Consider the following 23,000-nt stretch of genomic DNA (forward strand, 5'->3'; position numbering starts at 1 on the left):
CAATTTATAAAATATAAGAAAATTAACAGATAGATTCTATGCATATAGAACAATGGAAAGATCTAAAACCACCATCTAACTCCATGTTACCTTATCGTATTCCCAAAGATAAAGCACAAAAACTCAAACCAAATCCGTCTAACAACAAATGTTTCCAGAAAAACCAGTTTGGATTTGGAAGGGTGATCCCGAATTTGCCTTATTACAGTTAATCCTTCTGATTCTTTTCTTTTATCTTAGCTTTCGGATCAGTGCCTACCTCACTTATCGGTTTGAACTTGTAAGTATGCACAGCAAACGACTCGACAGATTGGCGTTTCGTGCGGGCTGTACTAGGGTGGAACGAGACCTTCTTCAGTCTTTTTACTCGCAACTAGACCGACGCCATCGTGTGTTACTGGCACACAACCACGCAAAAGAATACCTACGCCAACATTTGCTCCATTATATATCTGCTTTGGATACAAAAGATTTCCCCAGTTTCCTTTCTTTGGTCTCGAAATTTTTGGGAACGGCAAATGACCCGAGACCCATTATGGGAATTCGAGAATTTGCCATTGTACAAGCTGGGACGAAAACTTATTTCGCACAAGTTGTTGATCCAGGATTCGGGGAAGTCCGACTCAAATTGGGACTGAATGGAAGTCGTCTTTCCACGCCAGGAAACGTCCGAGTCACCGTATACCGAAACCCAAAAGGACTCCAGAACATTCGAGGCGAGGCAAGATGGGAGGCTCCGGCCTCACTTTTCTTCCTACCTGAGAACTTGAATTGAAAAATTGGCCAAAATTGATTCTCGCTTGAAAGATTCTTTCCGCTAAAATTAATGTGACATAAGTCCATGAAGTGGAATCGCATCAATCAAAATGACGAATTGTTTTCCCTACTCTTCGTATTCCTGTTTTCCTTTACTTCCCTAATTTGGAACGGCAACTTCATGGTAAGAGGGATTGCCAGCTTTCAGGGTGTAGGCGACTTTTTTTCTGGGTCCTTTGATTCCTTTGGATCCCTTATCAAAAGTAGCTATAACAAACTTGAATCTTTCGAACGTGTCAGAGAAGAACGCGATTCTTGTTTGAACGTCATGGAAGAATACCGCCAACTTTCCAAAGATGTCGAAAGATTGAAGGCCGAAAATGCCATCCTTAGACAAGAGTTAAACTTTCCGCTTCATTTAGATTATCCTTCTGTAAGAGCGGAAGTATTGAGTGTTCGTTTAAATGCGATTTATAGAACCATCATCATCAACAAAGGTTCAGAAGTAGGTATCAAACCTTATATGCCTGTTGTGGCTCGTGCTTTGGATGAAAAAGGAAAATTTACGGAAGCATTAGTTGGCAAAATTATTGCCGTATCCAAAGGATCGGCAGTCATCCAGCCCATCATCAATTCTAACTTTTCTATGGGAGTTTCTATTCCAGGAACCAATCTTTGGGCTTCACTCAATGGAAACAGCGGTCGTGGCACTGACGTTTTGTTGGATTATATTGATGCAGGGATTGTGATTGATCCAAAAGCCATTGGTAATTTTCCCATGGGACCAAACCCTCCACCTACATCAGCTAACACTATGTTTACGGAAGGGTTTAGTAAAATCGGAAAAGCAGTTTTTAGTTCTGGAGGATCTGGAGTATTTCCACAAGGAATCCCTGTGGGAACGATTATCGAAGAAGGTCCAAGGAATGGATCATTTAAAACTGCCATCTTACGTCCGTTTGTTGAATTTGATAAACTATTACACGTGATTGTTTTAAAGAAACAACCTGAAAAATGGAGAGAAGAGTGGCCCGCTGAAAAAACTATCCAAATTGATGGCCCTTATTTTGGCGAAATTGATTTTCCTAAAGAAAAAGATTATAACAAAAAAGGAAAAGAACCTGAAAAAAGACAAGGGAACTTTCCTTCTACTTTCGGAAATCCTCAGTATACAAAACCTTCTGTGAATACAAATACACCTGATTCGACACCCACAACGCCTACCGCTCCTTCCACACAAGAAGGTCCTAAGGAGGTAACACCATGATTTTAGACAAACTGTTTATCGTCATAGGTTTGTTACTCTCCCATTTTCTAAATGGATCCAATCTATTTGAATTAGGAAATGCCATTCGACCGGATTTTATGGTGATCTTTGTTGTCTTTTTTGCCTTAAGAAAAGGACCACTTTATGGATTATGGCTTGGTTTTTTTGGCGGGTTACTCACAGATACGGCGCTAGGTGGGGAGATAGGTGGGGACAATATTGTTTACTACAAAATTGGACTTCATTCTTTTTCCTATGCCATCATCGGATATTTTGTTGGAAAAGTAATGCGAAGTTCTTACACTGAGAACTATATTTCCATTACGATTTATATTCTCGGATTTACCTTTTTATCCCGACTCATTACTTATCTTTTATTTTTGATGTTTTTCCATTCGAACCAAAGTTATTCCTTTTTATATGTATCATTATACAATGCCTTCATTGGTCCGGCTTTGTTCTTTTTATTTTCTTGGGCCTTCCGATTGGATGCGGACGAGGTTAGACAATGAGCCAGTCGGCATCTGAGTTTCGTTTAGAAACAAGTTTCCGTAAACGATTGTATTTCTTTACGGGGATGATTGTATTTACACTCACTGCCTACATTCTCCAGTTGTTTAATTTACAAATTGTTCAAGGTAGTGAAAACTCATTAAAGGCAGAACGTTTTGTTCGCAGAAGTGAATCCATTCCAGCTGACCGGGGCAATATTTTTGATAGGAACTTTCTCACACCAGAAACGAGCCAACCTTTAGTTTCCAATTCCGCTTCTCTCGATGTAATTCTTAATACTAGTTTATTAAAGAACGATCCAAGAAAGGTAAAAGTTTTTATTTATAAATTCTGCGAAGCTCTTTCTATCCCCATCGTTTATTATGAAAAAGAACTGCAAGACTCCCGGTTGATCAAAAAAATTCGTTCCCGAGAACCTTTTGTACTTTTAGAGGGAATCTCACGGGAACAACAAGAAAGAATCCTCGTTCTGGATAATATCAACCGGTATGTGTATTTGGTTTCTTCACCCGCTCGAGTGTACCACATGGGCCCCGCTCTTTCGCATGTGACTGGTTATGTGGGAAAACCAACTACCAGCGATTTACAAGAAAAAGAAATCAAAACTTACCAACTCATAGGGAAAGGTGGAATCGAATCTCTCTATGATACTACCCTCCGTGGTCAGGATGGATTTCGCATCCAAAAAAGAAATACTGAAGGAAATATTGAAGAAGAACGTGTCATCGAACATTCTGTTCCTGGTAATAATTTAATTTTAACCATCGACCGCGATATGCAAATTGCCGCCTATCGTGCATTAAAAGGGGTAAGAGGAACTGTTCTTGCTATCAAAGCCACTACGGGGGAAGTTTTGGCAATGGCATCAAATCCAGCCTATGACCCAAATATTTTATCTGGCAAAAATAAACTAGATCGTTCTAACCACTTTACACGTGTTACGAACAATGGTGGATTTTTGAATTTAGCAATCCAATCTAGGTTCCCTCCTGCATCTACCTTTAAAACACTCGTTGGCCTTGCCGCAATGGAAAGTGAACATAAAATCAATTTTGATCCAAAACAAACTTTTTCCTGCCCAGCAAGTTTTACCCTCAAGTCAACCTTTAAAGGTGTTCCAGACCAAGTCTTTTATAACTGGGATAAAAAGAATCATGGAGAGTTGAATCTAGCACAAGCACTAGAAAAATCCAATTCTGTTTATTTTTATCAATTAGGTTATAAACTAGGTGCAGAACCAATTCTCGCCTACTCACGGTTATTTGGTTTAGACAAAAAAACGGGTATCGACCTTCCTGGCGAAGCCACTGGATTTATTCCTAGTTCCGATTGGAAAAAAAGAACTTACGGTAACAAGTGGTTTGATGGAGATACGGTAAACCTTTCTATCGGACAAGGTTTTATATCTGTGACACCGATTGAGATGGCACTTTTTTATATGGCAGTTGTCAACAATGGAAAAATATATAAACCTTATATTGTATCTGAAATTAGAAGCCCTCTTGATAACTCTCTCATTCAAAAGACAGAACCTACAATATTAAGAGACATTCCTTTGAAACGTTCTACAGTGGAAGCACTCAAAGAAGGATTGTACTTAGTAGGATATTCAGGAACTGCGTCTGGTGTACTTAACTCACCTACACTTCCAGAAATTGCAGGTAAAACAGGAACGGCACAAACAAGAAGGCGAGGTGCTTCCTCATCTAACCACGCTTGGTTCATTGGTTACGCACCTGTGAATGCACCTCCCGAAAAACAAATATTAGTTGCTGCGTTCGTAGAATATGGAGTAGGTGGTGCTGCCTCTGCGGCTCCTGCAGCACGTGAAGTCTTCAAAGCAGCTTTCCCTCCTGGGTCTTTCCCAAGAACAGATAGGTCACGTGCTAAAACAATGGAAGAAGAAGCACCAGTAGAACAAGAGGCATTTTAATGGCTGATCGCAATACAGAAAAACTAGATTTTTTTCTCATTTTTTCCGTTGTCCTAGTGGCAATGGCAGGAGTCCTAACTTTATACACACAAGAAGCAAACACCGCTGATGGGCTCGGACGATGGTATAAACAGTTTACGTTTGTTTTCGTTGGTCTGATCTCCATGTGGTTTATGTCAAGAATCAACTATCAGCTGATAGGTTCGTATGCCCTTTTCATTTATCTCTTTTCAATTGTTTTACTGATTCTAACCCTGATACCAGGAATTGGATACCTTCCTTCCGGTCGTGGTGCTCGTTCTTGGTTAAAACTAGGTCCCATTACTCTCCAAGCATCCGAGTTTTCAAAACTAGCCACAGTGATTCTACTTGGACAATATTTAGTTTTAAAAGAAAAAGAAATGCACAAAATCACTGTATTAATTGTGCCTTTTATCATTTGTTTGGTTCCAATGTTATTCATCATTTTACAACCAGACTTTGGAACTGCCGTATCTTTTTTGCCAATGTTATTCACCATGTTATACTTAGGTGGAGCTGATATTTTACATGTGGGATCCCTACTTACTTTCGGTGGAATTTCCCTCATGGTTCCCATGTACCTTGCATACTCACAACTTACTCTCATCCAACCACTCATTGATTTACTTCGCAAAGATAACAAGGTAGAACTTGTATCCATAGTAAACCAACTCCAAGGAAAAATTTGGTTAATTTTGGATGGGAAAAAAGTTTCTGGTCTAACTTTACCTGGTATCGAAAACCCAAAGAACCTACAGATGATTCGGGAAGCAGCTGAAATTGTAAAAGATGAATATGCAAGTCTCGGATATAAAATTCTATCAAACGAAGCCTTTATGTTTGGTCTCGGTGGAACACTTGCCCTCATTAGTTTGGTAATGATTTTTATTCGAATTGCACGCGGTTCCAAAAATCTTAGAAACTACTACATCACTATTGGAATTTTAGGACTGTCCATCTTATCTGCCATTGCCGTCCACAAATCCATTCCCTTCCGCGAAAACCAAGTCATTCGTCTTACTGCTTTTCTCAATCCAGACCAATTCAAACAAGGAGCGGGTTACCAACTCCGAGCATCCAAACCCGCAGTGGGTTCAGGGAAGGTATTTGGAAAAGGATTATTTCACGGAGAGATGACGGAAGGTCGTGTCCCTCATGTTCCCGAATCGGGAACAGACTTTATTTTTGCATCATGGGCAGAACAAACAGGTTTTTTTGGTAGTGTTCTTCTTTTATTTTTTCTTATGTCAATCCCTCTCCGAGGACTTCAAATTAGTTTTGAAAGTAAGGACCGATTTGGATCCCTACTGGCTGCAGGAATTGTTGCTATGATCTTTTTTCATATTGCAATTAACGTGGGGATTGTGATTGGACTACTACCTGTAACAGGTGTTCCACTGACATTTATGAGTTATGGTGGCTCGCATTTGGTGATGGCAATGACTGCCGTTGGGATTATCTTATCTATTAAAAAACGTAAGTTTGCGAACTAAGATCCAAGATGAAACCGACCAAAAAAATATTGGGGGCAGAAGAGTTCTTTCAGACTAAAATCAAATTAGAAAATGAATTGATTCGTTTGGAAGAACTCGAAAGGGAATCAAAAATTCATATCTCCTCAATGATTAAGTTTTCAGAACAACTGATTCAACTTTCTGAAACAAACGAATCGCCTTACTTTTTACAAAGAAGCAAACGTTTAAATGCAGAAATTTTAAAGTTCAAAATCAAAAATGAATACAAACAAAAAGAATTTGATACACTTTTCCATATCTTAGAAAAAATTAAATCTGAAGATAAAATTGAGTTTTTGGATTCCGCTTTAAAAAGTAGAATCAACCGCATTGCAAATCGTCTCTCAGTAAAAAAACAAATTCCAGCTTCATCGCAAGATCTTAAAGATAAGTTGGTTTTCATTTGTTATGTGTTAGAAGGTGTAAACTTTTTAGTTCCTAAAAAAAATTATCGTATACTCCGTGACATTCCTGCTTTCAAAAAACAATTACGCATCAAAGAAAAATTCGTACCTTTATTTCCAGGACCTGGGTTCGTACTTATGGAAGAAGGCGAAAAAAAACAAAAAAATGTAATTTTAATGAAAGACTCTTCAAAAAAGGAACATGGATTTTATTTTGATGAGCTAAAAGAAGATTGGGCAGTATCTAAAACATCTTTGGAAGGATTGATAGAAAAGGATTCTACAAACGAAAAAATCTTAGGAAAAATAAAACGAAAAGGAAAGTTATACCACTTAGTTAAAATTTAGGATTCGGCTACTCTCTTCTTTATCTTTTGTTAGTTGGTTTTTTAGTTCGTCTAAACCGCTAAATTTTTTCTCATCTCTGATTTTACTAACAATTTCTAATTCTACATATTTTCCATACAAATCACCATCAAAATCAAAAACATTGACTTCCACATGTAATCCGATTCCGTCAAAGGTAGGATTATGGCCAATGTTAACCATACCTTTGTGGTCACGGCCATCAAACTTTGCAAAACAAGCATATACACCAATGGATGGTAATAGTTTATCTTCGGGAACTTTGATATTGGCAGTTGGGAACCCAATGGTTCTTCCTCGTTTGGCACCTTCAAACACAATGCCTGTTATGTGATAATTTCTTCCAAGAAGAATTTTTGCTTCTTCCATTTCCCCTTTTTCCAAAAATCCTCTGATGAGGGAAGAGGAAATTTTACTTTCCTTTTTCAGAACAGCTTCCTTTAATTCGACCGCATAACCATATTTAGTTTTATTGGAATCGAGTAATGTAAAATCACCGCGCCGTTCTGCTCCAAAAAAATGATTATAACCAATTACAATATGTTTAGCATTCAAAGTTTGAATCATAATTTTTTCTAAAAAGTCTTCTGCAGACATTTTTGAAAGTTCTAAAGTAAAATCTAAAACAACCAAGTAGTCGATCCCAAACCCACGGATGAGTTCTTCTTTTTCTGTTTCCGATGAAAGGTATTTGAAATTTGGTTTTTTTCCTAGAACCACAGATGGATTGGGAAAGTAAGTCACAACGACAGAGGGAAGATTTAAATCCTTTGCTTTTTCCACAGTTCGCAAGAGTAGGGTCTGGTGGCCCACGTGGATTCCATCAAAGTTGCCGAGTGTCAAAGAGGAGCCATTTTGAAACTCGTTTTGGATCGATTCTAAAGAGCGAATAATTTTCAAAGGGGGACTTGTCTCGTTTTCCGATACTTGTACTAGGTGCTTCCATTGAAACTACGAATCCTTCTCCTAACGGCAATCTTTTTATCTAACTTTGCTTCGATGTCGGCATCAGACTCCCTCATACCCAAAAAAGACTTCGGATTAGAAGAAGGTTTACTCCCTGAAGATATTGCCACCTTTCCTGAACTAAAAACTTGGGCCATCTACCAATCTTACGAGTTAGAACCAGATGCACCTCACTTAGGACTCCAGGATTATATTTGCCGAATGGTACCAGAAACTGGACTCCAATTCCTTTTGGAAAAACAGGTGATCTCTAAATCAACAGTTTACCTTTACTTAGACCTCACTCGTTACCGTCCCTTGAAAGGCTCCAAATTCAAACCTAGAAAACTAAATATTCTAGTGAACGGAAGGCCAAAAATTTCTGTCTATGTGGATCGAAACCAAAATTTCACAAATCCCGTGGAAATTCCTTTAGAACCTTCCGAATACCCAGATGGAAAGATATATGTGGATTTAGTGCCTAGCCATAACTCGCTTGGTCGATTTTGGGGGATTTGGGATGCGTATGTTTTGGAAAATCGTTTGGATGCGAAAAACTAAAAGAAAGGTTTAAACTGCGTATTTTTCTCGGTATTCGTCTTCACCAATGGTTTGGAAGTAACTAGTGAGACCTGCCACTTTAAAAACCTTCTCAATGGCCGGTTTCATATTGGCTATCGAGAACTTTCCCTTGAGTTCCTGGACATAATTCAGCTGTTTGATAAGCATTCCAATTCCAGACGAATCAATATAATTGAGTTTCTCTAAATTGATGATGACATGAAGATTTTCTGTCGGTTGAGAGGGAACATTGGTTTCCAGGAAGTTTTTAAAATCGAGGGAAGTATAAATGTCCAAACTTCCTGAAATGCTGATCACATAGGCGTCGGCATTTTTTTTTAGATTGATTTCCATAGAAGACCTTCCGCTAGAGTCGTGTTTTTGCGTTTTTTATCAACCTTATTTTTAACAAATTAATGATTTCATTTCAAAAGTCGAAAATATATATAGAGTCTACTACCTGGGAGTTCGTATGCGTATCTCGTTTGTCCTAATTTTATCCTTTCTACTCACCATTGGCCTTTTGGCCGCGGATGAGAAAAATGAACCTGTCAGCCAAACAGATTTACAAAAGTTAAATCCGGATGGAAGTATCGCTATCATCCAGTACAATGCGAAACAACAACAGAAGATTGAACGAATTGGTAAAGAAGTGGATGATTACCATGCAGTGATCAATGAAAAAATTAAGTTTTTAAGTTTCGAAAAGAAAATCAAAGACAGCCGTTATGGCCAAGTGACCAATGCAAGGGAAATCCACCTTCCTTTTGAACCAAGTTATGTTTTACACAGTCGTTTTGTGATGAAATTGAAAGGTGGCGGTGGTGCTGAAGGTGGTGGATTCTCGTTGGACGAAATTTCTTTCTGGTCTAGAAAATCACTGACTGAAAAAGGAAAGGATCCTATCACTACATACCGTGAATTAAAAAACAATACCAGCGGTGGTGTCAAAGGACTTACACTTTCAGTTCGTACTGTTACTAATGCTGATGACAATACATTAAGTTTTGAGTTAGAAAAAATCCAAAGCCCTTGGGAGCGATTGCGATTAGCAAAAGCCTACCGCGACCGACTCCGCGAAGTTGCGCGGACCATTGACAGATACATCCAAGCAAAAGGCAGTTTAGAAACAAGAATGGTTTCTGAATCCATTATGGAAGTTTCTGTGAGCGGGGATTTCCAAGAACCATAATGATGATGAGGGTGGAATGAGTTTCTCCATACCACCGAAAGTTTCCAACTTATACGAAGTCCTAGAGATTCCCTTTGGAGCCACGACGGAAGAGGTTAAATCCTCTTTCCGTCATTTGGTAAAAAAATTCCATCCAGACAATCCTATCACTGGATCCTATTCTAAATTCCAAGAATTATACTTTGCCTACCAAACTTTATCGGGAGAGGGAAGAAAAACTTACGATGAAGAGTTTAAAAAAAACTATGCTCGTGAATTTTTAAAACGCAAATTAGAAGAACACCCAGTGGTTCTTCCTGTCTCTCGAGTTCGATTCACAACGGGGATTTTAGAGCTCGCCAAACGTGGATTAATGAGAAAGGGCTTCCGTAACAAAGATAGGCGTAAAGTTACTGGAATTGATTATGATCTAATTATCGATTTAAAAGAATCGGAGATTTTTCGACCTGTGATTGCAGTCATTCCGCTTACAGTGAGAATTGTTTGCCGTGATTGTATGGGAAGTGACCCACATTGTCCCGCTTGCAACGGACGAGGCAGTTATAAGGGTTACAAAAACCTAAAGGTAGAATTTCCAAAATCTGCCCTTGTTCATGGAAAGGTTTTTGAATTTGATCTTTCCAAATTCCGACCGGATTCCTTCACCCATTTTAAGAAAAAATTCCTACGTGTGAAACTCTTAGTCCATAAAAATATCCCTTTACGAGTAAAGAGTGCTGTCTAAAAAGGAATTCGATGGAGAAGATTCCCAAAGTTTTATTCTTATCCCCTCTTTATAGGGAAAAAATTTGGGGTGGTCGAAAGTTCGAAACAAAACTTGGTCGAAAAATTCCAGAAGGGCCAATTGGAGAATCCTGGGAAGTTTCTGTTTACGGAGACGATATATCCCCGATTCAAAATCCGGAGTATCAGAATCTACCACTAACAGAACTTATACGAAAATCTCCACAAGCAGTTATTGGTAAACCTTTTGAAAAATCAGGATTACCTTTACTTGTGAAAGTGATCGATGCAAAAGAAAAACTTTCTGTCCAAGTCCATCCAGACGACGAATATGCACTCAAATACGATCCGAAAGCCAATGGAAAAAAGGAATGTTGGTACGTTTTAAGCGCTGAACCTGGTGCGGAACTTGTTGTTGGTTTTGATACCCAAACTACCAGAGAAGAATACGAAACACTAGTAAAACAAAATTTAGGAGAAACTGTTCTACGCAAATGGAAAGTAAAACCAGGTGATGTTTTTCTCTTAAACCCAGGGACAATACATGCCATTGGTGGAGGGGTTCTACTTTTAGAAGTGCAACAATCATCAGATTCCACGTACAGAGTGTACGATTATGGAAGATTGGGTGATGATGGAAATCCAAGAGAACTTCATTTGGAAAAAGCACTCGCTGTCCTCAACTTTCAAAAATCGGATGGTTCCGAAAAACAATCAAAACAACTCATCACATACCATCCTTTTCCAAGATATCTCTTTACTTCTAATGACAAATTTCGATTGGAATCTTGGGAGTTTAACCAAGCACAAAATTTCACATTCTCACCGTTATGCGACCCAGTAACTTTCGGAATATTTTATACTGTTTCCGGTTCTATTTACTTTCCTGAATTTCAAAAATTAGTAGGACCTAACGAAACATTTATGGTAACCGCATCTGGATTTTTGGAAACCATATCTGCCTATGCGGAAACCGGTACTAAATTAGCTTTTATGTCTTCTGGTTCCGATACCGTAAAATATCAATCACTGCCCTATTGACTTTCTAATAGAATCGCTATAATAGTCAAAAGAGAGGTTCTATGAAAAAAATAATTTCCCTATTACTTGTGTTAGCATCTACATCTGTATTTGCTTTATCTGACTTGGAAAACTTGATGATTAAAGAGGCAAATTCTCCAGAAAGTAAACAAGCTGCACGTTCTTATCTCAATGCGATGGCAAAAGAGAAGGAAGTAAGTGCGAAAAGACATGAAAAAATGGCGGGAAACAAAGGTGGAAAAGCAATAAGCGAAGCAAAGTTTAAAGAACATTGCCTAACTCTTGCAAAAGAATTTCGTGCAGAAGCGGAAGAATACAAAAAAGCTGCCGACGAAATCAAATAATACCTAAACTTTAATTGTTAAGTGGGTAAAGGAATTCGGTCTGTTTCTTTAGGAACTTTCGGAAATTCATCTTTTGCCCATCTTTCCTTTGCTCTTTCGATAGTTTCTTGGCTTGTGGAAACAAAGTTCCAAAATATATGTCTTTTCTCTGTAAGGGGTTCTCCTCCCAGCAAAATCAATCGACTATTTTGTTTTGCCTTAAAGGAAACAGAAGTCCCCTTTTCAAATAGAACCATTGATCCGACCGTATATGACTCGCCGTTGGATTCAATTGCACCACGAGACACATAAAGTCCCGCTTCTTCTTTATCAGAAAGGACCCAATCGACAACATCCGAACCTTGTTTAATTTCTATGTCTGCATAAAATAAAGGTGAATGCACGGTGGCAGGAGACTTTAAACCTAATAAACTACCACCTAACAAACGAAAAACCAAACCTTCTTTTGTTAAAACGGGAATTTCTTGTTCCGAGAAATGTTCAAAACTTGGTTCGATTTCTTCTTTATCTTTAGGCAAAGCGATCCATGTTTGTATGCCTTCTAATATCTCATATTTTGGATCAAATTTTGAGCGTTCACTGTGTACGATTCCAGATCCTGCTACCATCCAATTGGTTTCATGTGGGCGAATGTCCATTTCCACTTTTAAACTATCTCGATGAGTGATGACTCCATCGTATAAAAAAGTAATGGTAGCAAGACCTATGTGTGGATGCGCACGAACCACAAGTTCTTCACCAGTCACTACAGGTACAGGACCAAAGTGGTCAAAAAAAACAAAAGGGCCTACCGAACGTTTCTCCATTGCGGGCAGAACACGGCGGATGATAAAATTGTCCCCTAAATTTTTAGAATGACCTATAAGAGAATTTGCCATTAGCGTTTAGACTTCTTAACCTTTGCTTTTGGTTTGGATATTTTCTTTTTGGGCATTGTTTTTTGTTTGGTGACTCGTTTGGTAGGTTTAGTTCCAGAAGTTTTCGATTCTTCTACTTTGCCTACAAAAAGACCAATGGCTTCTTTACCTTGGGTCCAATGCGCTTTGTTTCGTGCATTAAAATAAAGGATAAAGATTTTTTCAGTTTCCGAATACTTCACATCACAAGCATATACATGACTTGCTTTCCAACCTCTGCCTGTTGGACCAAGGATGGGAGTTTGGTTGATGCGATCAAAATTGATCCCATCTTCACTTTGTAAAAAGAGAATGGCCGAACAAGATTCTTTCCTGACAGGATTCCAAAAGATTCCATTTTGAAATCCCAAGTATCTACCTTTCCATTCAATGACTTTGATGGAACCGGCCCCCAAATTACAAAATGGATCCATTTCATTTGGTGAAATAATAGGATCAGAAAAATAGGAAAACGGTCCCAATGGAGATTCTGCTTCCGCCACTGTGATATGTTTTGGTTCACAAAACCCACAATCAGGGATAAAAACGAGAGACGAAGAAAAGTACATTCTGTACTTTTTTCCAAATTTTAACAAACAAGGGTTACTAACAGACTCTCCATATTTCGAATCTTTATGGAATGGAAATTTAGGTGTAATGACTTTTTTGGGTGAAGACCAAGACTTTAAATCTTTACTGGTTCGCACTTCAATATGAGACTTCCATTTCCGAAACGGAAACCAAGACATAAGGACATGTAAGAATTTGTATTTTTCGTAGTATAAATAATAAGTCCCATCTTCAAAAAAGATAAAAGGACGCATGGCATTCCAAATTACAGTTGTTCTTTTGTTCCAGTGGATTCCGTCTTCCGAAAGAAATTCTTGTACACCAAAGATACTGTGAGCAAAGAGATGCCAAAGGCCATCTGGACAATTTTCAGGAAATAAAAAACTCGGATCCGCCAATATGGGAGATGGGAATCCGGGTTTTAGAATGGGATCATCTTGGTATAGTTGCCAATAGATATTTTGTTTGTTCAATCGAAATGAATTTCCTTATTTTTCTAAAACAACTTTAAGGTTGGATAGTCCTTCTTCAAAGTCTTTTCCTATCATTTCTTCAAAATTCATAAAAAGTAACATCAAATTAGAAGGATAAGGCATCGAACCATCAAATCCCCAAATGATTTTGGATTTTTTTTGGTCCAAAGAAGAAACTTTCATATAACTGCGTTCGGTTCCTTCAAAAGGTTCAAAGAATCGAAGTTCAGTTTGCATCTCCAATGCATCCGCATTAATCATTTTAATTTCTTGTTCGCCAGTTCCCACTTCATTGTCTAAACTTTCCCAACGAGAAATAAAACCAACCGTGCCATCTAATCCTGTATATATTTTTTTCATACTTGGATCTTTTTTAGCCCAAACACTATACTGGTCTTGGTTCTTCAACATTCGAATGTACTCAAATACTTCTGATGCTGGTTTACTTATGTCAATGGAACGCTCTACCTGATATCCTGTAGGTAGAAAGAGGGCCACAACTAAGGGAATGGCGATTATGCCAATGATTCCTATGGAAATTTTTCTGCCGAGTGTCATAAGTTAATGATTGTATAGTTCTATTTTCATTTAGTCAATTTATTTACCCACGTGGCCGTAAATTCCAACTGAAAACGAGCAGGACGATGGCGATCAAGGTGGAAACTAGAATCGCATAAAAGGCTACATCCCAAGAGTAGTTTGTGGCAAGGATCGCAAGGCCTTTGCCTTGTGCTGTTCTTCCCAAAGATCCAAATAACCCAATAAAACCTGCGGCCGTTCCCACTGCTTTTTTAGATGTAAAATCCATACCTGCCACACCTAACAACATTACAGGTGGATAGATAAAAAGTCCGATGAGTCCAAATAAAATATAGTCGATAATAATATTACCAGGGGGATTCCATAAAATTCCGAGAAAGGCAAAAAAAATCGGGATAATACAAAGTAAACTAACCATCCCCCTTCTTCCGTCAAATTTATCAGAAACCCATCCCATAAGGATTGTGGAACCAATTCCTCCAAACTCTAATATGAGTGTAGAATATCCACCGCCCAAAAGATCGGCCCCTTTTGTTTCTTTTAAGTAAGTTGGACCCCAATCAATCAAACTATAACGAATGATATAAACAAAAAAATTAATCACCGCAAATAACCAGATGTATTTGTTCATTAGGACTTGCTCAATAATTAATTGTTTGGTGGTGAGTTCTGCCTCGTGGTCTTCCTTTTCTTCCGGTGGATAATCATTTTTATAAACTTCAATGGGAGGAAGACCCTCGGATTGAGGAGTGTCTACGAGTCGAATGTATAAATATGCTGAGCCAAAAAGGGCAATGATTCCTGGAACAAAAAAAGCATATTGCCATCCAAATTGCGCTGCGGAATGAGAAGCCACTACTCCAACGATTCCTCCTCCAATATTATGTGCAATATTCCAAAATGCAAACGTAGTACCGCGTTCTCTCACTGAATACCAATGTCCAAGCGAACGCCCGCAGGGTGGCCAACCCATTCCTTGTACGAGTCCATTAGCACCCCATAAAAATAGGTGAATCCAATAATGATTCGCAAATCCAAATGAAAAATTCAAAATGGCAGTAAGAAACAAACCAACCGCCATAAACTTTCTTGGATTGGAACGATCGGAGAGTGATCCCATTAAAAATTTTCCAATCCCATAAGTGATGGCAGTAACTGCGAGGATGTCACCTATATCTGTTTTCGAATATGATAAAGCTTCTCCTATTTCTTTAGAAACAGGTGAGAAGTTATTTCGAGTTAAATAGTAGGTCGTATAACCAAGAAAAGTCGATTCCAAAACTCGGAACCGAAATTTAGGATAAAGAGATTGAATTTCTTTTTCTGATTTTTGGGGTATGGACGGAGCAGGAGCGAACCATAGGCGAATGGTTTGTAACATAGACTAGGAAGATGATGTTTAGAGAGAAGGAGTCAAGTCGATTCTCATGAAAACAAATATACGAAACGGTTTTATTGAAACAGTGGGAAACACCCCACTCATCCGCATCCACTCCCTAAGTGAAGAAACTGGATGCGAAATTTTAGGCAAAGCAGAGTTTTTAAATCCAGGTGGTTCTGTCAAAGATCGAGCCGCCCTATATATGATCGAAGACGCAGAAAGGAAGGGACTCCTAAAGACAGGTGGCACCGTTGTGGAAGGAACAGCCGGTAATACCGGAATTGGCCTAACACATATTTGTAATGCAAAAGGTTACAAATCTGTCATCGTGATTCCAGAAACTCAATCTAAAGAAAAAATCGAAATGCTACGAACGTTAGGTGCTGAGGTGACACTTGTTCCTGCTGTTCCCTATTCCGATCCAGGAAATTATGTCCGAGTTTCTGAAAAAATCGCAAAGGAAACTGCTAACTCCGTTTGGGCCAACCAATTTGATAACTTAGCCAATCGAAATGCGCATTTCGAAACCACTGGTCCCGAAATTTGGAATCAAACCCAAGGTAAAATCGATGTATGGACTACTTCTCTAGGAACCGGAGGAACCTATGCGGGAACAGGACTTTTTTTCAAATCCAAAAATCCCAAGATCAAATGCATTGTAGCTGACCCTTATGGTTCAGGAATTTATTCTTTTGTGAAAACAGGAAACATTACCATCGAAGGATCTTCCATCACAGAAGGAATTGGGCAAGGTCGAATTACCAAAAATATGGAAGGAATGCCTGCCGATGATGCAGTTCGTATCCATGACAAAGAAGCACTTCGCATATTGAATTTAGTTTTAAAAAAGGATGGTTTGTTTATGGGAGGAAGTGTGGGGATCAATTTGGCAGCAGCTTATCAAATTGCCAAGGACCTTGGTCCAGGCCACACCATAGTCACCGTGTTATGTGACAGTGGAGCAAAATACCAATCTAAAATTTACAATCAAGAGTTTTTGGCTTCGAAAGGCCTCACTTAAACCAAACAAAAGTTTGTTATTAGAAGAGTTTCAATTGAAACTCCTTCTCAATGGTTCACTTTATAGTTCGGAATGTACTAGTTTGAGAAATTTTTAACCTAATAATAGAAACATTAGGAAAGAAATAATCTGGACTTTATGGATTGTTGCATTTTACTTTTCGATAATGAAAAGAGTTAAGGACATTCGAAAATTCTTATTCTGATCAGCGTTATCTTATGAGACATATCCAAAAGACCATTCTCTATTTGATCTTATTTCCACTGTTTGGTTGTCAATTTCCAAACATCAATAGGTCGTTTTTGGAAACCATTTCCACGTTTCGATTTTTACAAACAAACACTCTTTCTTACACTGTCTCTTTCCGTGTTTCTGGGCTTTTGGGATCGGGTCTACAAATTGAAAACAATGGAGATGTTGTCAATGTTTCAGCCAACCAAACATATACATTTTCAAAAAAAATTCCTTCTGGTTCTCCTTACAACGTAATCGTAAAAACTCCCCCATCTTCTCCGATCCAAAAATGTATAGTTTCTTCTGGATCAGGAACCGTAATTAACGGCAACATCGAAGGCATCCAAATTGTTTGTGGGGAGGCACTTTATCTCATTCAAGGAACAGTTACGGGACTGTTAGGCAACGGACTACAAATCCAAAATGTGACTGGCTCTGGTACGGATGTAGTCAATATCAATGCAGCCAATTTTTCTTTACCACCCATTCCGTCTGGTGAAACTTATAATTTCAATATCATAAGCCAACCTACAAGTCCAAGTCAAACTTGTTCGATTACCTCACCAGGAGTCACATCGGGAACGATGGCAGCAGCCCATTTACCATCAACTATCAATTGTACAACCAATTCCTTTGTTGTGAATGCGCAAGTGACAGGGATCCTTGGAACACTAGGTGCAGGAAACGAACTGAAACTTACGTTAGATGGTTCAAATACAATTAACGTAACTGCTGATGGTACCTTTCCTTTCCCAGGCACTTATTTAAGCGGAGGTGCATTTTCCATAGCCATTGGTAATCCAGGCGGAATCATTTCTACTGGTGTATGTACACTAAGTTCAGGAACGATTACGATAGCAAATGGTGCTTATACCATCCCAGTAAATTGTAGTAATGCATTTCTTATCAGTGGGACCGTATCCAGTCCTGGAGGAACCACAACGAGTATCATTAGCGGTTCCGTCACATTGGATTTGATCAATACAGGTGGTACACCATTTGTATCACAACAAACTGTTGTAAATGTTGGTACTACCAACTTTTCTTTTCCTTCAACCATACCTGGCGGTGCAGACTATCAGATTGTCGTTTCAAGTTCGGCACCTGACCAAGTTTGTGCAATGACTGCAGGAGCCACTCACACAGGCACAACATCTGACCAAGGTACTGCGATTGTAAACTGTAGTTTGCCAACCCCTACTTTTTCTCCAGCTACTGGCGCTGTATTTAATGATGATGGAACAGTGACTCTCAGTACGCTCATTCCTGGGTCTGAGTATCGTTATACTTTGGGTAACGGTGGCCAAGTGGACCCAACCTGCGCCACAGGAACGTTAACAACCACTACAGTTCCGATCACTGATACAAATTCTGGTGTCATTAAAGCCATCCATTGTAAAACTGGATGGGTTGAATCAACGGTTACCACTTCTAGTTATACTTTAAAAGTTTCCACACCTACTCCAAGTTTTGCGACAGGTTCATTACTCAATTCAGGGGATTCAATTAGTTTCTCAACAACAACTACTGGTTCCACTTGGATTTGTAAAGATAGTGCTGTAGGAACTCCAACGGATCCTGTTTGCGGAGCTGCAACAAATACATGTTTATCGGGGACAGTGGGTAATTTTGTTTTCCCTACACCTGGATCCTCACAAAATGTTAAAGCCCGAATGTGTAAAGTAAATTACTTGGGTAGTGATATTGTAAGTTTAAATTATCAACCAAATGTGTATACAGTAGGTGGAACTATAAATTTATTAACTACTCCTTTTGGGCTTAATACTTTTGTTTTACAAAACAACGCTACCGATGATTTGACCATTGCCGGAAATGGAAGTTTTACTTTTAATACAGCTATTCCGACTGGTTCCAATTATGCTGTCACAGTTTTTTCAAACCCACAAAACCCTTGGCAAACTTGTAATGTAACCAACGCAACAGGTACTGTTGGTGCAGCGGCCATCAGTAATGTCTCCATCACTTGTTCGGTAAATCAGTATACCATGAGTGGAAACATTACAAGCACTGTTCCATTACCTACAGGGCTCACTGTCACTAATGGAATCGATACCATTAATGTCCCTGGCGGTGCCACATCCACTCCTATATCTTTTTCCACACCCATTAACAGTGGAGCAGGTTACAATATTGCCATCAATGCAGAACCACCGGGATATGTTTGTGCCATCCAATCCTTGTATTCTGGAACAGTTTTAGGAGCTAACATTAGCAATGTGGCGGTAAACTGTGTAGAGGGTTACCGGTATGGAAATGTAATTACTGCCAAAAAACCAGCACCCTTACAAATCCATTATTACCGTGGTTTAGTAAGTACAGCTGCCGGACAAACTACAAGTGGATCCGCAGATGCTATAGGAACCTCAGCCACTTTTTCTAGTATTGGAGGAGTTACATTTGATGGAACCAGAGGTTTCATCGTCGATTCAGGAAATCATAAAATTCGAATCTTTAATCCTAGCACGAGTGCTGTGACATCCCTTGTTGGAAATGGAACTCCTGGAAATACGGCAGGCTCAGGTTCTGTGAGTGCTCTCAATTTTCCTAGAGGAATCACAACCGATGGAACTTATCTTTATGTTACAGAATTTACGGGAAACCGAATCAAAAGAATTTTGATAAGCTCAGGTTTCGCAGAAACTTTAGCCGGCGATGATTCTACAGTTTCCCCAGCCAATGCCAATGTGGATTCCACAGATCCTGCACTCGCAAGGTTTGCTTCTCCCACTGGAATTGTTTTTGATAACGATAAACTATACATTGCCGATAGGAACAATTCATCCATCCGCGTAATGAAACTTCGAACTAGGGAAGTATCCACACTCACCACTGGCGGAGATATCAACCAACCCGAAGGAATTACTGTATCTGGCGATTATCTTTATACATCCAACCTAGGGACACATAACATTACAAAAACCCATAAAGATACAGGAATCACTACGATCCTTGCTGGCAGTACCAGTACTGGATTTGTGGATGGAACAGGAACTAGCGCCAGTTTTGTGATGCCACATGGGATTACAAATGATGGTGTTTTTTTATATGTAGCCGATTACGGAAATCATAGAATCCGCCGTGTCCATATGACAACTGGAGAAGTGATTACAATTGCTGGATCGGGAGGCACTGGCCTTGTGAATGGGGAAGGTGTGAATGCAACTATCGAAGCTCCGATGTACATTGCAAACATTGGAAATGTTTTAGTATTTGGAACCACTCATGTTCTCCGCTCACTCAATGTTCCTGGACTATTAGCCTATTATCCGTTAAACGGATCAGTTCAAAATTTGATGAACAACCAATCCCTCACGGCGGTGGGAAGCCCAGGATTTGGATTAGGTAGGTTTGGAGAAAATACGGGTGCCGCGGCCACATCGTTAGGAAATGCTGGAACCGCTCCCTTACCAGCGGGTTCGGTAAACAACGTATCCATTTCTGCATGGTTGAATTGGGACGGAACATTACCAGCCGTTGCAAAAATGATCTTTTATAATGGAACTGCTAGTACCAATGGTCATGGACTTTTTATCACAAACGAAAGCCAACTTGGGATCTTACGAGGAGGTTATACCCCTGACGCGGTTCCAATCACGATCATTCCAGGTTTATGGACTCATGTAACAATGACTGTTGATAACAACAATATCTATCGCATTTATATGAATGGAAATTTGGTGTTTCAAAAACAATTTCCAACTAATGCAGCAACGGGAGATTTTTCCATTGGAGTTGCCTCTCTTGCCAGTTATTTTCCAGGAAGGATCGCGGATGTTCGGTATTATTCCAAAGTATTAAATGAAGCAGAAGTGAATGACTTAGCTCGGAATGCGGATTCTACTCTTGTGGGAAACTCTTTTGCCTCACGCCCAATAGAACTCCTAATGCAATATGAAATGAATGGAAATTATAATCCCTCAGGCCCGATAGGTGGAACTCTTTCGGCGTACGGGGGTTTAACTGGGTTTGCTCCAGGGCGTGACCGAAGTCCAAGTTCCAGTGTACGTTTCGTGGCAGATAATGTTGGTCATTTGGATGGTCTTGAACTTGGACTTCCAATGGGGCAACACCCACGCAGTGTCTGTGTTTGGATTCATCCGGAAAGATATCCGCTAGGAACTCAAAACGCTGCCATCTTTTCCTATGGAACGGCGGGTGGGAGTACTGAATTCATTCTGTCTATGTATACAGATGCAGGAGGAAACAATTTACTTCGTTACGGCGGACTTGGAAGTGGCGAAGTATATACAACTCATTCCGTTCCAATCAACCGATGGTCACATCTTTGCGGAACCTTTGATGGAACCTACGGATCTATTTATGTGAACGGAATCGATGTGATTGGACCATCTAATATCGGTTCGTCTGTCACTACAACGCCAGGTACAGGAGTTTATGTCGGAAAAATGATGTCCTTTCCCACACAAACCTTTGCTGGTAAAATTGCTGATCTCAGAGTATATTCTAAAGCCTTATCCAATAAAGAAATTCGTCGTCTCTCGGCTCAAATTCCAACAGGCCTTGTGGCCCGATTTGACTTTAACAAAGACCTCCAAGATGTCAGTGGAATGGGAAACCAAGTTTCCAATATGGGTGTGGGTCTTTTTACCGATCGGTTTGGTAATGCTGCCGGTGCGATTAGTACCAATGGAACCAATTATATTAATATTTCCACAACCGATACCCAATTACCAAAAACAAACAAAGCACGTACTATTTGTGCGCATTACAAGTCCAGTGTATCTGACCCGGGCACAATGGTGAGTTATGGTCAGGCCAGTACAGATGGTATGACCTCACTTGGAACTGCCAATGTGGGCAGTCGGTATCTTTTTTCAGGTTATGGAAATGATGTCGAAGGTTACTATTATAACCATGAAAATGTATGGCACCAACTTTGTGGAGTATTTCACGGCCCAAATAACGGAAATTTGGCGATGATTTACCACAATGGGGTTTTACTTGATACTCAGGTCAAAAATACATGGAATACAACACCAACAGCCTTTACGATAGGAACTAGAGCCGATCTCAGTACAAATTTTTCAGGAATTTTGGATGATGTTTTGGTTTATAATCGAGCTTTAAGTACGAATGAAATCCAAGCCCTCTCAGGATATGATCCAAGACAAGTAACAACCTGGTCACCTACACTTGGTCTTAGCAGTTTGCGCCTCCACCTAAGTGCCGATAGTTTATCAAACCAAGGAAATGGCACAGCAGTCACTACATGGCACGATCGTAGCGGAAATGCAGCTTCCTTTTTTAATGGACCCGCAGCCCCAACCTACAACAATGCGGGTTACAATGGTAAACCATCTGTAAACTTTATTGGTGCTAGTTCCCAATATCTTTATAGAGGAACTGCTTTAGACCTTCCCTTCAACAACTCGACTTTCTTTTTGGCATTTAGTAGAACCAATCTTGTTGATGGCCCATTATTAGAATCAGCGGCTGGTGGAGTTTCTTACCAATTACAAAGCAATCGAGTTCATATGACCAAACCAGGATTTGGTGATGTTGGATACAGCAGTCCTATTTTTTCTGGAACTTTGGTGCCTTATTTACTTGCCGTTGAACATTTGGGATCGAGCTTATTTGGTCTTTATTCCAGTGGACTCAGTTATGGATTCACGGTGAACACTACACAAACTTTTACGCAGAATAATGTCTATTTGGGAACAGATGCAGCAACCACCAACTATTTCTCTGGCCATATCAGCGAAGTCATTTATTATAAAACTAGTTTAACGAATGTAGGAAGAGACATTGTATTCTGTTATTTGTCACAAAAATACAATTTAAGTTTAGCAGGTTCGGGAACGTACTGCGAATGATTTTTATTTTAATGAAAAAATTTTTAAATGTTTTAAAAGTTAAACATTCAAGTTTGAATCATAAATTTCATTTTATACCCCTCGGACTGATTGTTTTCCTTGTAACACTTAACAATTGTTCGCCGGAAAATGAATCACCGGTCAAAGAACCGCCTCCACCACCCGCAGTGACTGTTCCTTTTCCAGAAGCGATGTATGTACAAAATGGATGTGCTGCCTGTCATGGAATGGAGGGCAATGGACGCGGAACTAGATCACATTTGTTATCTAACTCACGAATTCCCAACTTCCAAGACAAGTCTACCTACGTATATGGATCTTCAAAAGAAGCCATAGCCAAAACCATTAAAAATGGAATTCCAGGAACGTATATGAAAGCTTATGGACATATGCGAATACAGGAAATTGAAGCAGTTGCCGAATTCATTCAAAAGATGCAAAGATAAA

At 39.4% G+C, this 23,000-nt stretch carries 20 protein-coding genes; 14 read left to right on the forward strand and 6 right to left on the reverse strand.

Going from position 1 to position 23,000, the window contains the following annotated elements:
• The first annotated feature begins 148 nt into the window (after positions 1-148).
• The 6 genes from EHQ31_RS11920 to EHQ31_RS11945 all read left to right on the forward strand — a co-directional run bounded on the left by EHQ31_RS11920 (position 149) and on the right by EHQ31_RS11945 (position 6,756).
• Positions 149-775 carry a hypothetical protein gene (locus tag EHQ31_RS11920; protein ID WP_135573429.1) on the forward strand — a complete coding sequence of 209 codons (627 nt, stop codon included), beginning with the start codon at positions 149-151 and terminating at the stop codon, positions 773-775.
• 66 nt (positions 776-841) lie between these two features.
• Positions 842-2,023, forward strand: a complete 1,182-nt coding sequence (mreC, locus tag EHQ31_RS11925; protein ID WP_135573427.1) for a rod shape-determining protein MreC — start codon at positions 842-844, stop codon at positions 2,021-2,023.
• Positions 2,020-2,535, forward strand: coding sequence for a rod shape-determining protein MreD (mreD, locus tag EHQ31_RS11930; RefSeq protein ID WP_135573425.1), 516 nt, complete (start codon positions 2,020-2,022; stop codon positions 2,533-2,535). Before mreC ends, mreD begins: the two co-directional genes overlap by 4 nt.
• On the forward strand, positions 2,532-4,469 hold the full coding sequence (gene mrdA / locus EHQ31_RS11935; protein ID WP_135573423.1) for a penicillin-binding protein 2: 1,938 nt from the start codon (positions 2,532-2,534) through the stop codon (positions 4,467-4,469). The genes mreD and mrdA overlap by 4 nt, the downstream gene beginning before the upstream one ends.
• Positions 4,469-5,983 (forward strand): rod shape-determining protein RodA, encoded by a 1,515-nt coding sequence (gene rodA, locus EHQ31_RS11940; protein ID WP_135573421.1) that lies wholly within the window; start codon positions 4,469-4,471, stop codon positions 5,981-5,983. Before mrdA ends, rodA begins: the two co-directional genes overlap by 1 nt.
• A gap of 8 nt (positions 5,984-5,991) precedes the next feature.
• On the forward strand, positions 5,992-6,756 hold the full coding sequence (locus tag EHQ31_RS11945) for a hypothetical protein (protein ID WP_135573419.1): 765 nt from the start codon (positions 5,992-5,994) through the stop codon (positions 6,754-6,756).
• Here EHQ31_RS11945 and EHQ31_RS11950 read toward each other — a convergent pair.
• Positions 6,742-7,674 carry a bifunctional riboflavin kinase/FAD synthetase gene (locus tag EHQ31_RS11950; RefSeq protein WP_135573417.1) on the reverse strand — a complete coding sequence of 311 codons (933 nt, stop codon included), beginning with the start codon at positions 7,672-7,674 and terminating at the stop codon, positions 6,742-6,744. The two genes, EHQ31_RS11945 and EHQ31_RS11950, sit on opposite strands and share 15 nt — an antisense overlap.
• A gap of 36 nt (positions 7,675-7,710) precedes the next feature.
• Here EHQ31_RS11950 and EHQ31_RS11955 point away from each other — a divergent pair, with 36 nt between their 5' ends.
• Positions 7,711-8,280: an LIC10729 family protein gene (locus tag EHQ31_RS11955; protein WP_244247368.1), complete on the forward strand. Its 570-nt coding sequence runs from the start codon at positions 7,711-7,713 to the stop codon at positions 8,278-8,280.
• A gap of 9 nt (positions 8,281-8,289) precedes the next feature.
• Here the strand turns inward: EHQ31_RS11955 and EHQ31_RS11960 are convergent, their stop codons facing one another.
• Positions 8,290-8,634 carry an STAS domain-containing protein gene (locus tag EHQ31_RS11960; protein ID WP_002973307.1) on the reverse strand — a complete coding sequence of 115 codons (345 nt, stop codon included), beginning with the start codon at positions 8,632-8,634 and terminating at the stop codon, positions 8,290-8,292.
• Positions 8,635-8,752: 118 nt separating this feature from the next.
• On the opposite strand from EHQ31_RS11960, the gene EHQ31_RS11965 reads away from it, so the two are divergent.
• The 4 genes from EHQ31_RS11965 to EHQ31_RS11980 are packed head-to-tail and all read left to right on the forward strand — an operon-like array spanning position 8,753 to position 11,580.
• Positions 8,753-9,472 (forward strand): LIC_12936 family protein, encoded by a 720-nt coding sequence (locus EHQ31_RS11965; protein WP_135573413.1) that lies wholly within the window; start codon positions 8,753-8,755, stop codon positions 9,470-9,472.
• Between the two features lie 16 nt (positions 9,473-9,488).
• Positions 9,489-10,196: a DnaJ domain-containing protein gene (locus EHQ31_RS11970; protein ID WP_135573411.1), complete on the forward strand. Its 708-nt coding sequence runs from the start codon at positions 9,489-9,491 to the stop codon at positions 10,194-10,196.
• An 11-nt stretch (positions 10,197-10,207) separates the two neighbouring features.
• On the forward strand, positions 10,208-11,236 hold the full coding sequence (locus tag EHQ31_RS11975; protein ID WP_135573409.1) for a type I phosphomannose isomerase catalytic subunit: 1,029 nt from the start codon (positions 10,208-10,210) through the stop codon (positions 11,234-11,236).
• A gap of 41 nt (positions 11,237-11,277) precedes the next feature.
• The gene (locus EHQ31_RS11980) at positions 11,278-11,580 is read left to right on the forward strand and encodes a hypothetical protein (protein ID WP_244247369.1); all 303 of its coding nucleotides are present in this window, start codon (positions 11,278-11,280) and stop codon (positions 11,578-11,580) included.
• Between the two features lie 17 nt (positions 11,581-11,597).
• On the opposite strand, the gene EHQ31_RS11985 is transcribed toward EHQ31_RS11980, so the two are convergent.
• From EHQ31_RS11985 to EHQ31_RS12000, 4 genes are read right to left on the reverse strand one after another with little or no spacing between them, the layout of a single operon-like run.
• Positions 11,598-12,458, reverse strand: coding sequence for a pirin family protein (locus tag EHQ31_RS11985; RefSeq protein ID WP_135573407.1), 861 nt, complete (start codon positions 12,456-12,458; stop codon positions 11,598-11,600).
• Positions 12,458-13,519 carry a glycoside hydrolase family protein gene (locus EHQ31_RS11990; RefSeq protein ID WP_135573405.1) on the reverse strand — a complete coding sequence of 354 codons (1,062 nt, stop codon included), beginning with the start codon at positions 13,517-13,519 and terminating at the stop codon, positions 12,458-12,460. The genes EHQ31_RS11985 and EHQ31_RS11990 overlap by 1 nt, the downstream gene beginning before the upstream one ends.
• 15 nt (positions 13,520-13,534) lie before the next feature.
• Positions 13,535-14,077, reverse strand: a complete 543-nt coding sequence (locus tag EHQ31_RS11995; RefSeq protein ID WP_135573403.1) for an SRPBCC family protein — start codon at positions 14,075-14,077, stop codon at positions 13,535-13,537.
• Positions 14,078-14,120: 43 nt separating this feature from the next.
• Positions 14,121-15,440 (reverse strand): MFS transporter, encoded by a 1,320-nt coding sequence (locus EHQ31_RS12000; RefSeq protein WP_135573401.1) that lies wholly within the window; start codon positions 15,438-15,440, stop codon positions 14,121-14,123.
• 46 nt (positions 15,441-15,486) lie between these two features.
• Here EHQ31_RS12000 and EHQ31_RS12005 point away from each other — a divergent pair, with 46 nt between their 5' ends.
• The 3 genes from EHQ31_RS12005 to EHQ31_RS12015 all read left to right on the forward strand — a co-directional run bounded on the left by EHQ31_RS12005 (position 15,487) and on the right by EHQ31_RS12015 (position 22,999).
• Positions 15,487-16,461: a cysteine synthase A gene (locus EHQ31_RS12005; RefSeq protein ID WP_135573399.1), complete on the forward strand. Its 975-nt coding sequence runs from the start codon at positions 15,487-15,489 to the stop codon at positions 16,459-16,461.
• 218 nt (positions 16,462-16,679) lie between these two features.
• The gene (locus EHQ31_RS12010; protein ID WP_135573397.1) at positions 16,680-22,553 is read left to right on the forward strand and encodes a LamG-like jellyroll fold domain-containing protein; all 5,874 of its coding nucleotides are present in this window, start codon (positions 16,680-16,682) and stop codon (positions 22,551-22,553) included.
• Positions 22,550-22,999: a c-type cytochrome gene (locus EHQ31_RS12015; RefSeq protein WP_244247370.1), complete on the forward strand. Its 450-nt coding sequence runs from the start codon at positions 22,550-22,552 to the stop codon at positions 22,997-22,999. The genes EHQ31_RS12010 and EHQ31_RS12015 overlap by 4 nt, the downstream gene beginning before the upstream one ends.
• Position 23,000 lies beyond the last annotated feature (1 nt).

The sequence above is a fragment of the Leptospira montravelensis genome (assembly GCF_004770045.1).
In the GTDB taxonomy this organism is placed as follows: Bacteria; Spirochaetota; Leptospiria; order Leptospirales; family Leptospiraceae; genus Leptospira_A; species Leptospira_A montravelensis.

What these genes read in the sequence shown, in the direction of transcription:
- EHQ31_RS11920 (WP_135573429.1), top strand. Translation starts at nt 149, where the DNA reads ATGTTTCCAGAAAAACCAGTTTGGATTTGGAAGGGTGATCCCGAATTT.
- mreC (WP_135573427.1), top strand. Translation starts at nt 842, where the DNA reads ATGAAGTGGAATCGCATCAATCAAAATGACGAATTGTTTTCCCTACTC.
- mreD (WP_135573425.1), top strand. Translation starts at nt 2,020, where the DNA reads ATGATTTTAGACAAACTGTTTATCGTCATAGGTTTGTTACTCTCCCAT.
- mrdA (WP_135573423.1), top strand. Translation starts at nt 2,532, where the DNA reads ATGAGCCAGTCGGCATCTGAGTTTCGTTTAGAAACAAGTTTCCGTAAA.
- rodA (WP_135573421.1), top strand. Translation starts at nt 4,469, where the DNA reads ATGGCTGATCGCAATACAGAAAAACTAGATTTTTTTCTCATTTTTTCC.
- EHQ31_RS11945 (WP_135573419.1), top strand. Translation starts at nt 5,992, where the DNA reads ATGAAACCGACCAAAAAAATATTGGGGGCAGAAGAGTTCTTTCAGACT.
- EHQ31_RS11960 (WP_002973307.1), bottom strand. Translation starts at nt 8,634, where the DNA reads ATGGAAATCAATCTAAAAAAAAATGCCGACGCCTATGTGATCAGCATT.
- EHQ31_RS11965 (WP_135573413.1), top strand. Translation starts at nt 8,753, where the DNA reads ATGCGTATCTCGTTTGTCCTAATTTTATCCTTTCTACTCACCATTGGC.
- EHQ31_RS11970 (WP_135573411.1), top strand. Translation starts at nt 9,489, where the DNA reads ATGAGTTTCTCCATACCACCGAAAGTTTCCAACTTATACGAAGTCCTA.
- EHQ31_RS11975 (WP_135573409.1), top strand. Translation starts at nt 10,208, where the DNA reads ATGGAGAAGATTCCCAAAGTTTTATTCTTATCCCCTCTTTATAGGGAA.
- EHQ31_RS11980 (WP_244247369.1), top strand. Translation starts at nt 11,278, where the DNA reads ATGAAAAAAATAATTTCCCTATTACTTGTGTTAGCATCTACATCTGTA.
- EHQ31_RS11985 (WP_135573407.1), bottom strand. Translation starts at nt 12,458, where the DNA reads ATGGCAAATTCTCTTATAGGTCATTCTAAAAATTTAGGGGACAATTTT.
- EHQ31_RS11995 (WP_135573403.1), bottom strand. Translation starts at nt 14,077, where the DNA reads ATGACACTCGGCAGAAAAATTTCCATAGGAATCATTGGCATAATCGCC.
- EHQ31_RS12000 (WP_135573401.1), bottom strand. Translation starts at nt 15,440, where the DNA reads ATGTTACAAACCATTCGCCTATGGTTCGCTCCTGCTCCGTCCATACCC.
- EHQ31_RS12005 (WP_135573399.1), top strand. Translation starts at nt 15,487, where the DNA reads ATGAAAACAAATATACGAAACGGTTTTATTGAAACAGTGGGAAACACC.
- EHQ31_RS12010 (WP_135573397.1), top strand. Translation starts at nt 16,680, where the DNA reads ATGAGACATATCCAAAAGACCATTCTCTATTTGATCTTATTTCCACTG.
- EHQ31_RS12015 (WP_244247370.1), top strand. Translation starts at nt 22,550, where the DNA reads ATGATTTTTATTTTAATGAAAAAATTTTTAAATGTTTTAAAAGTTAAA.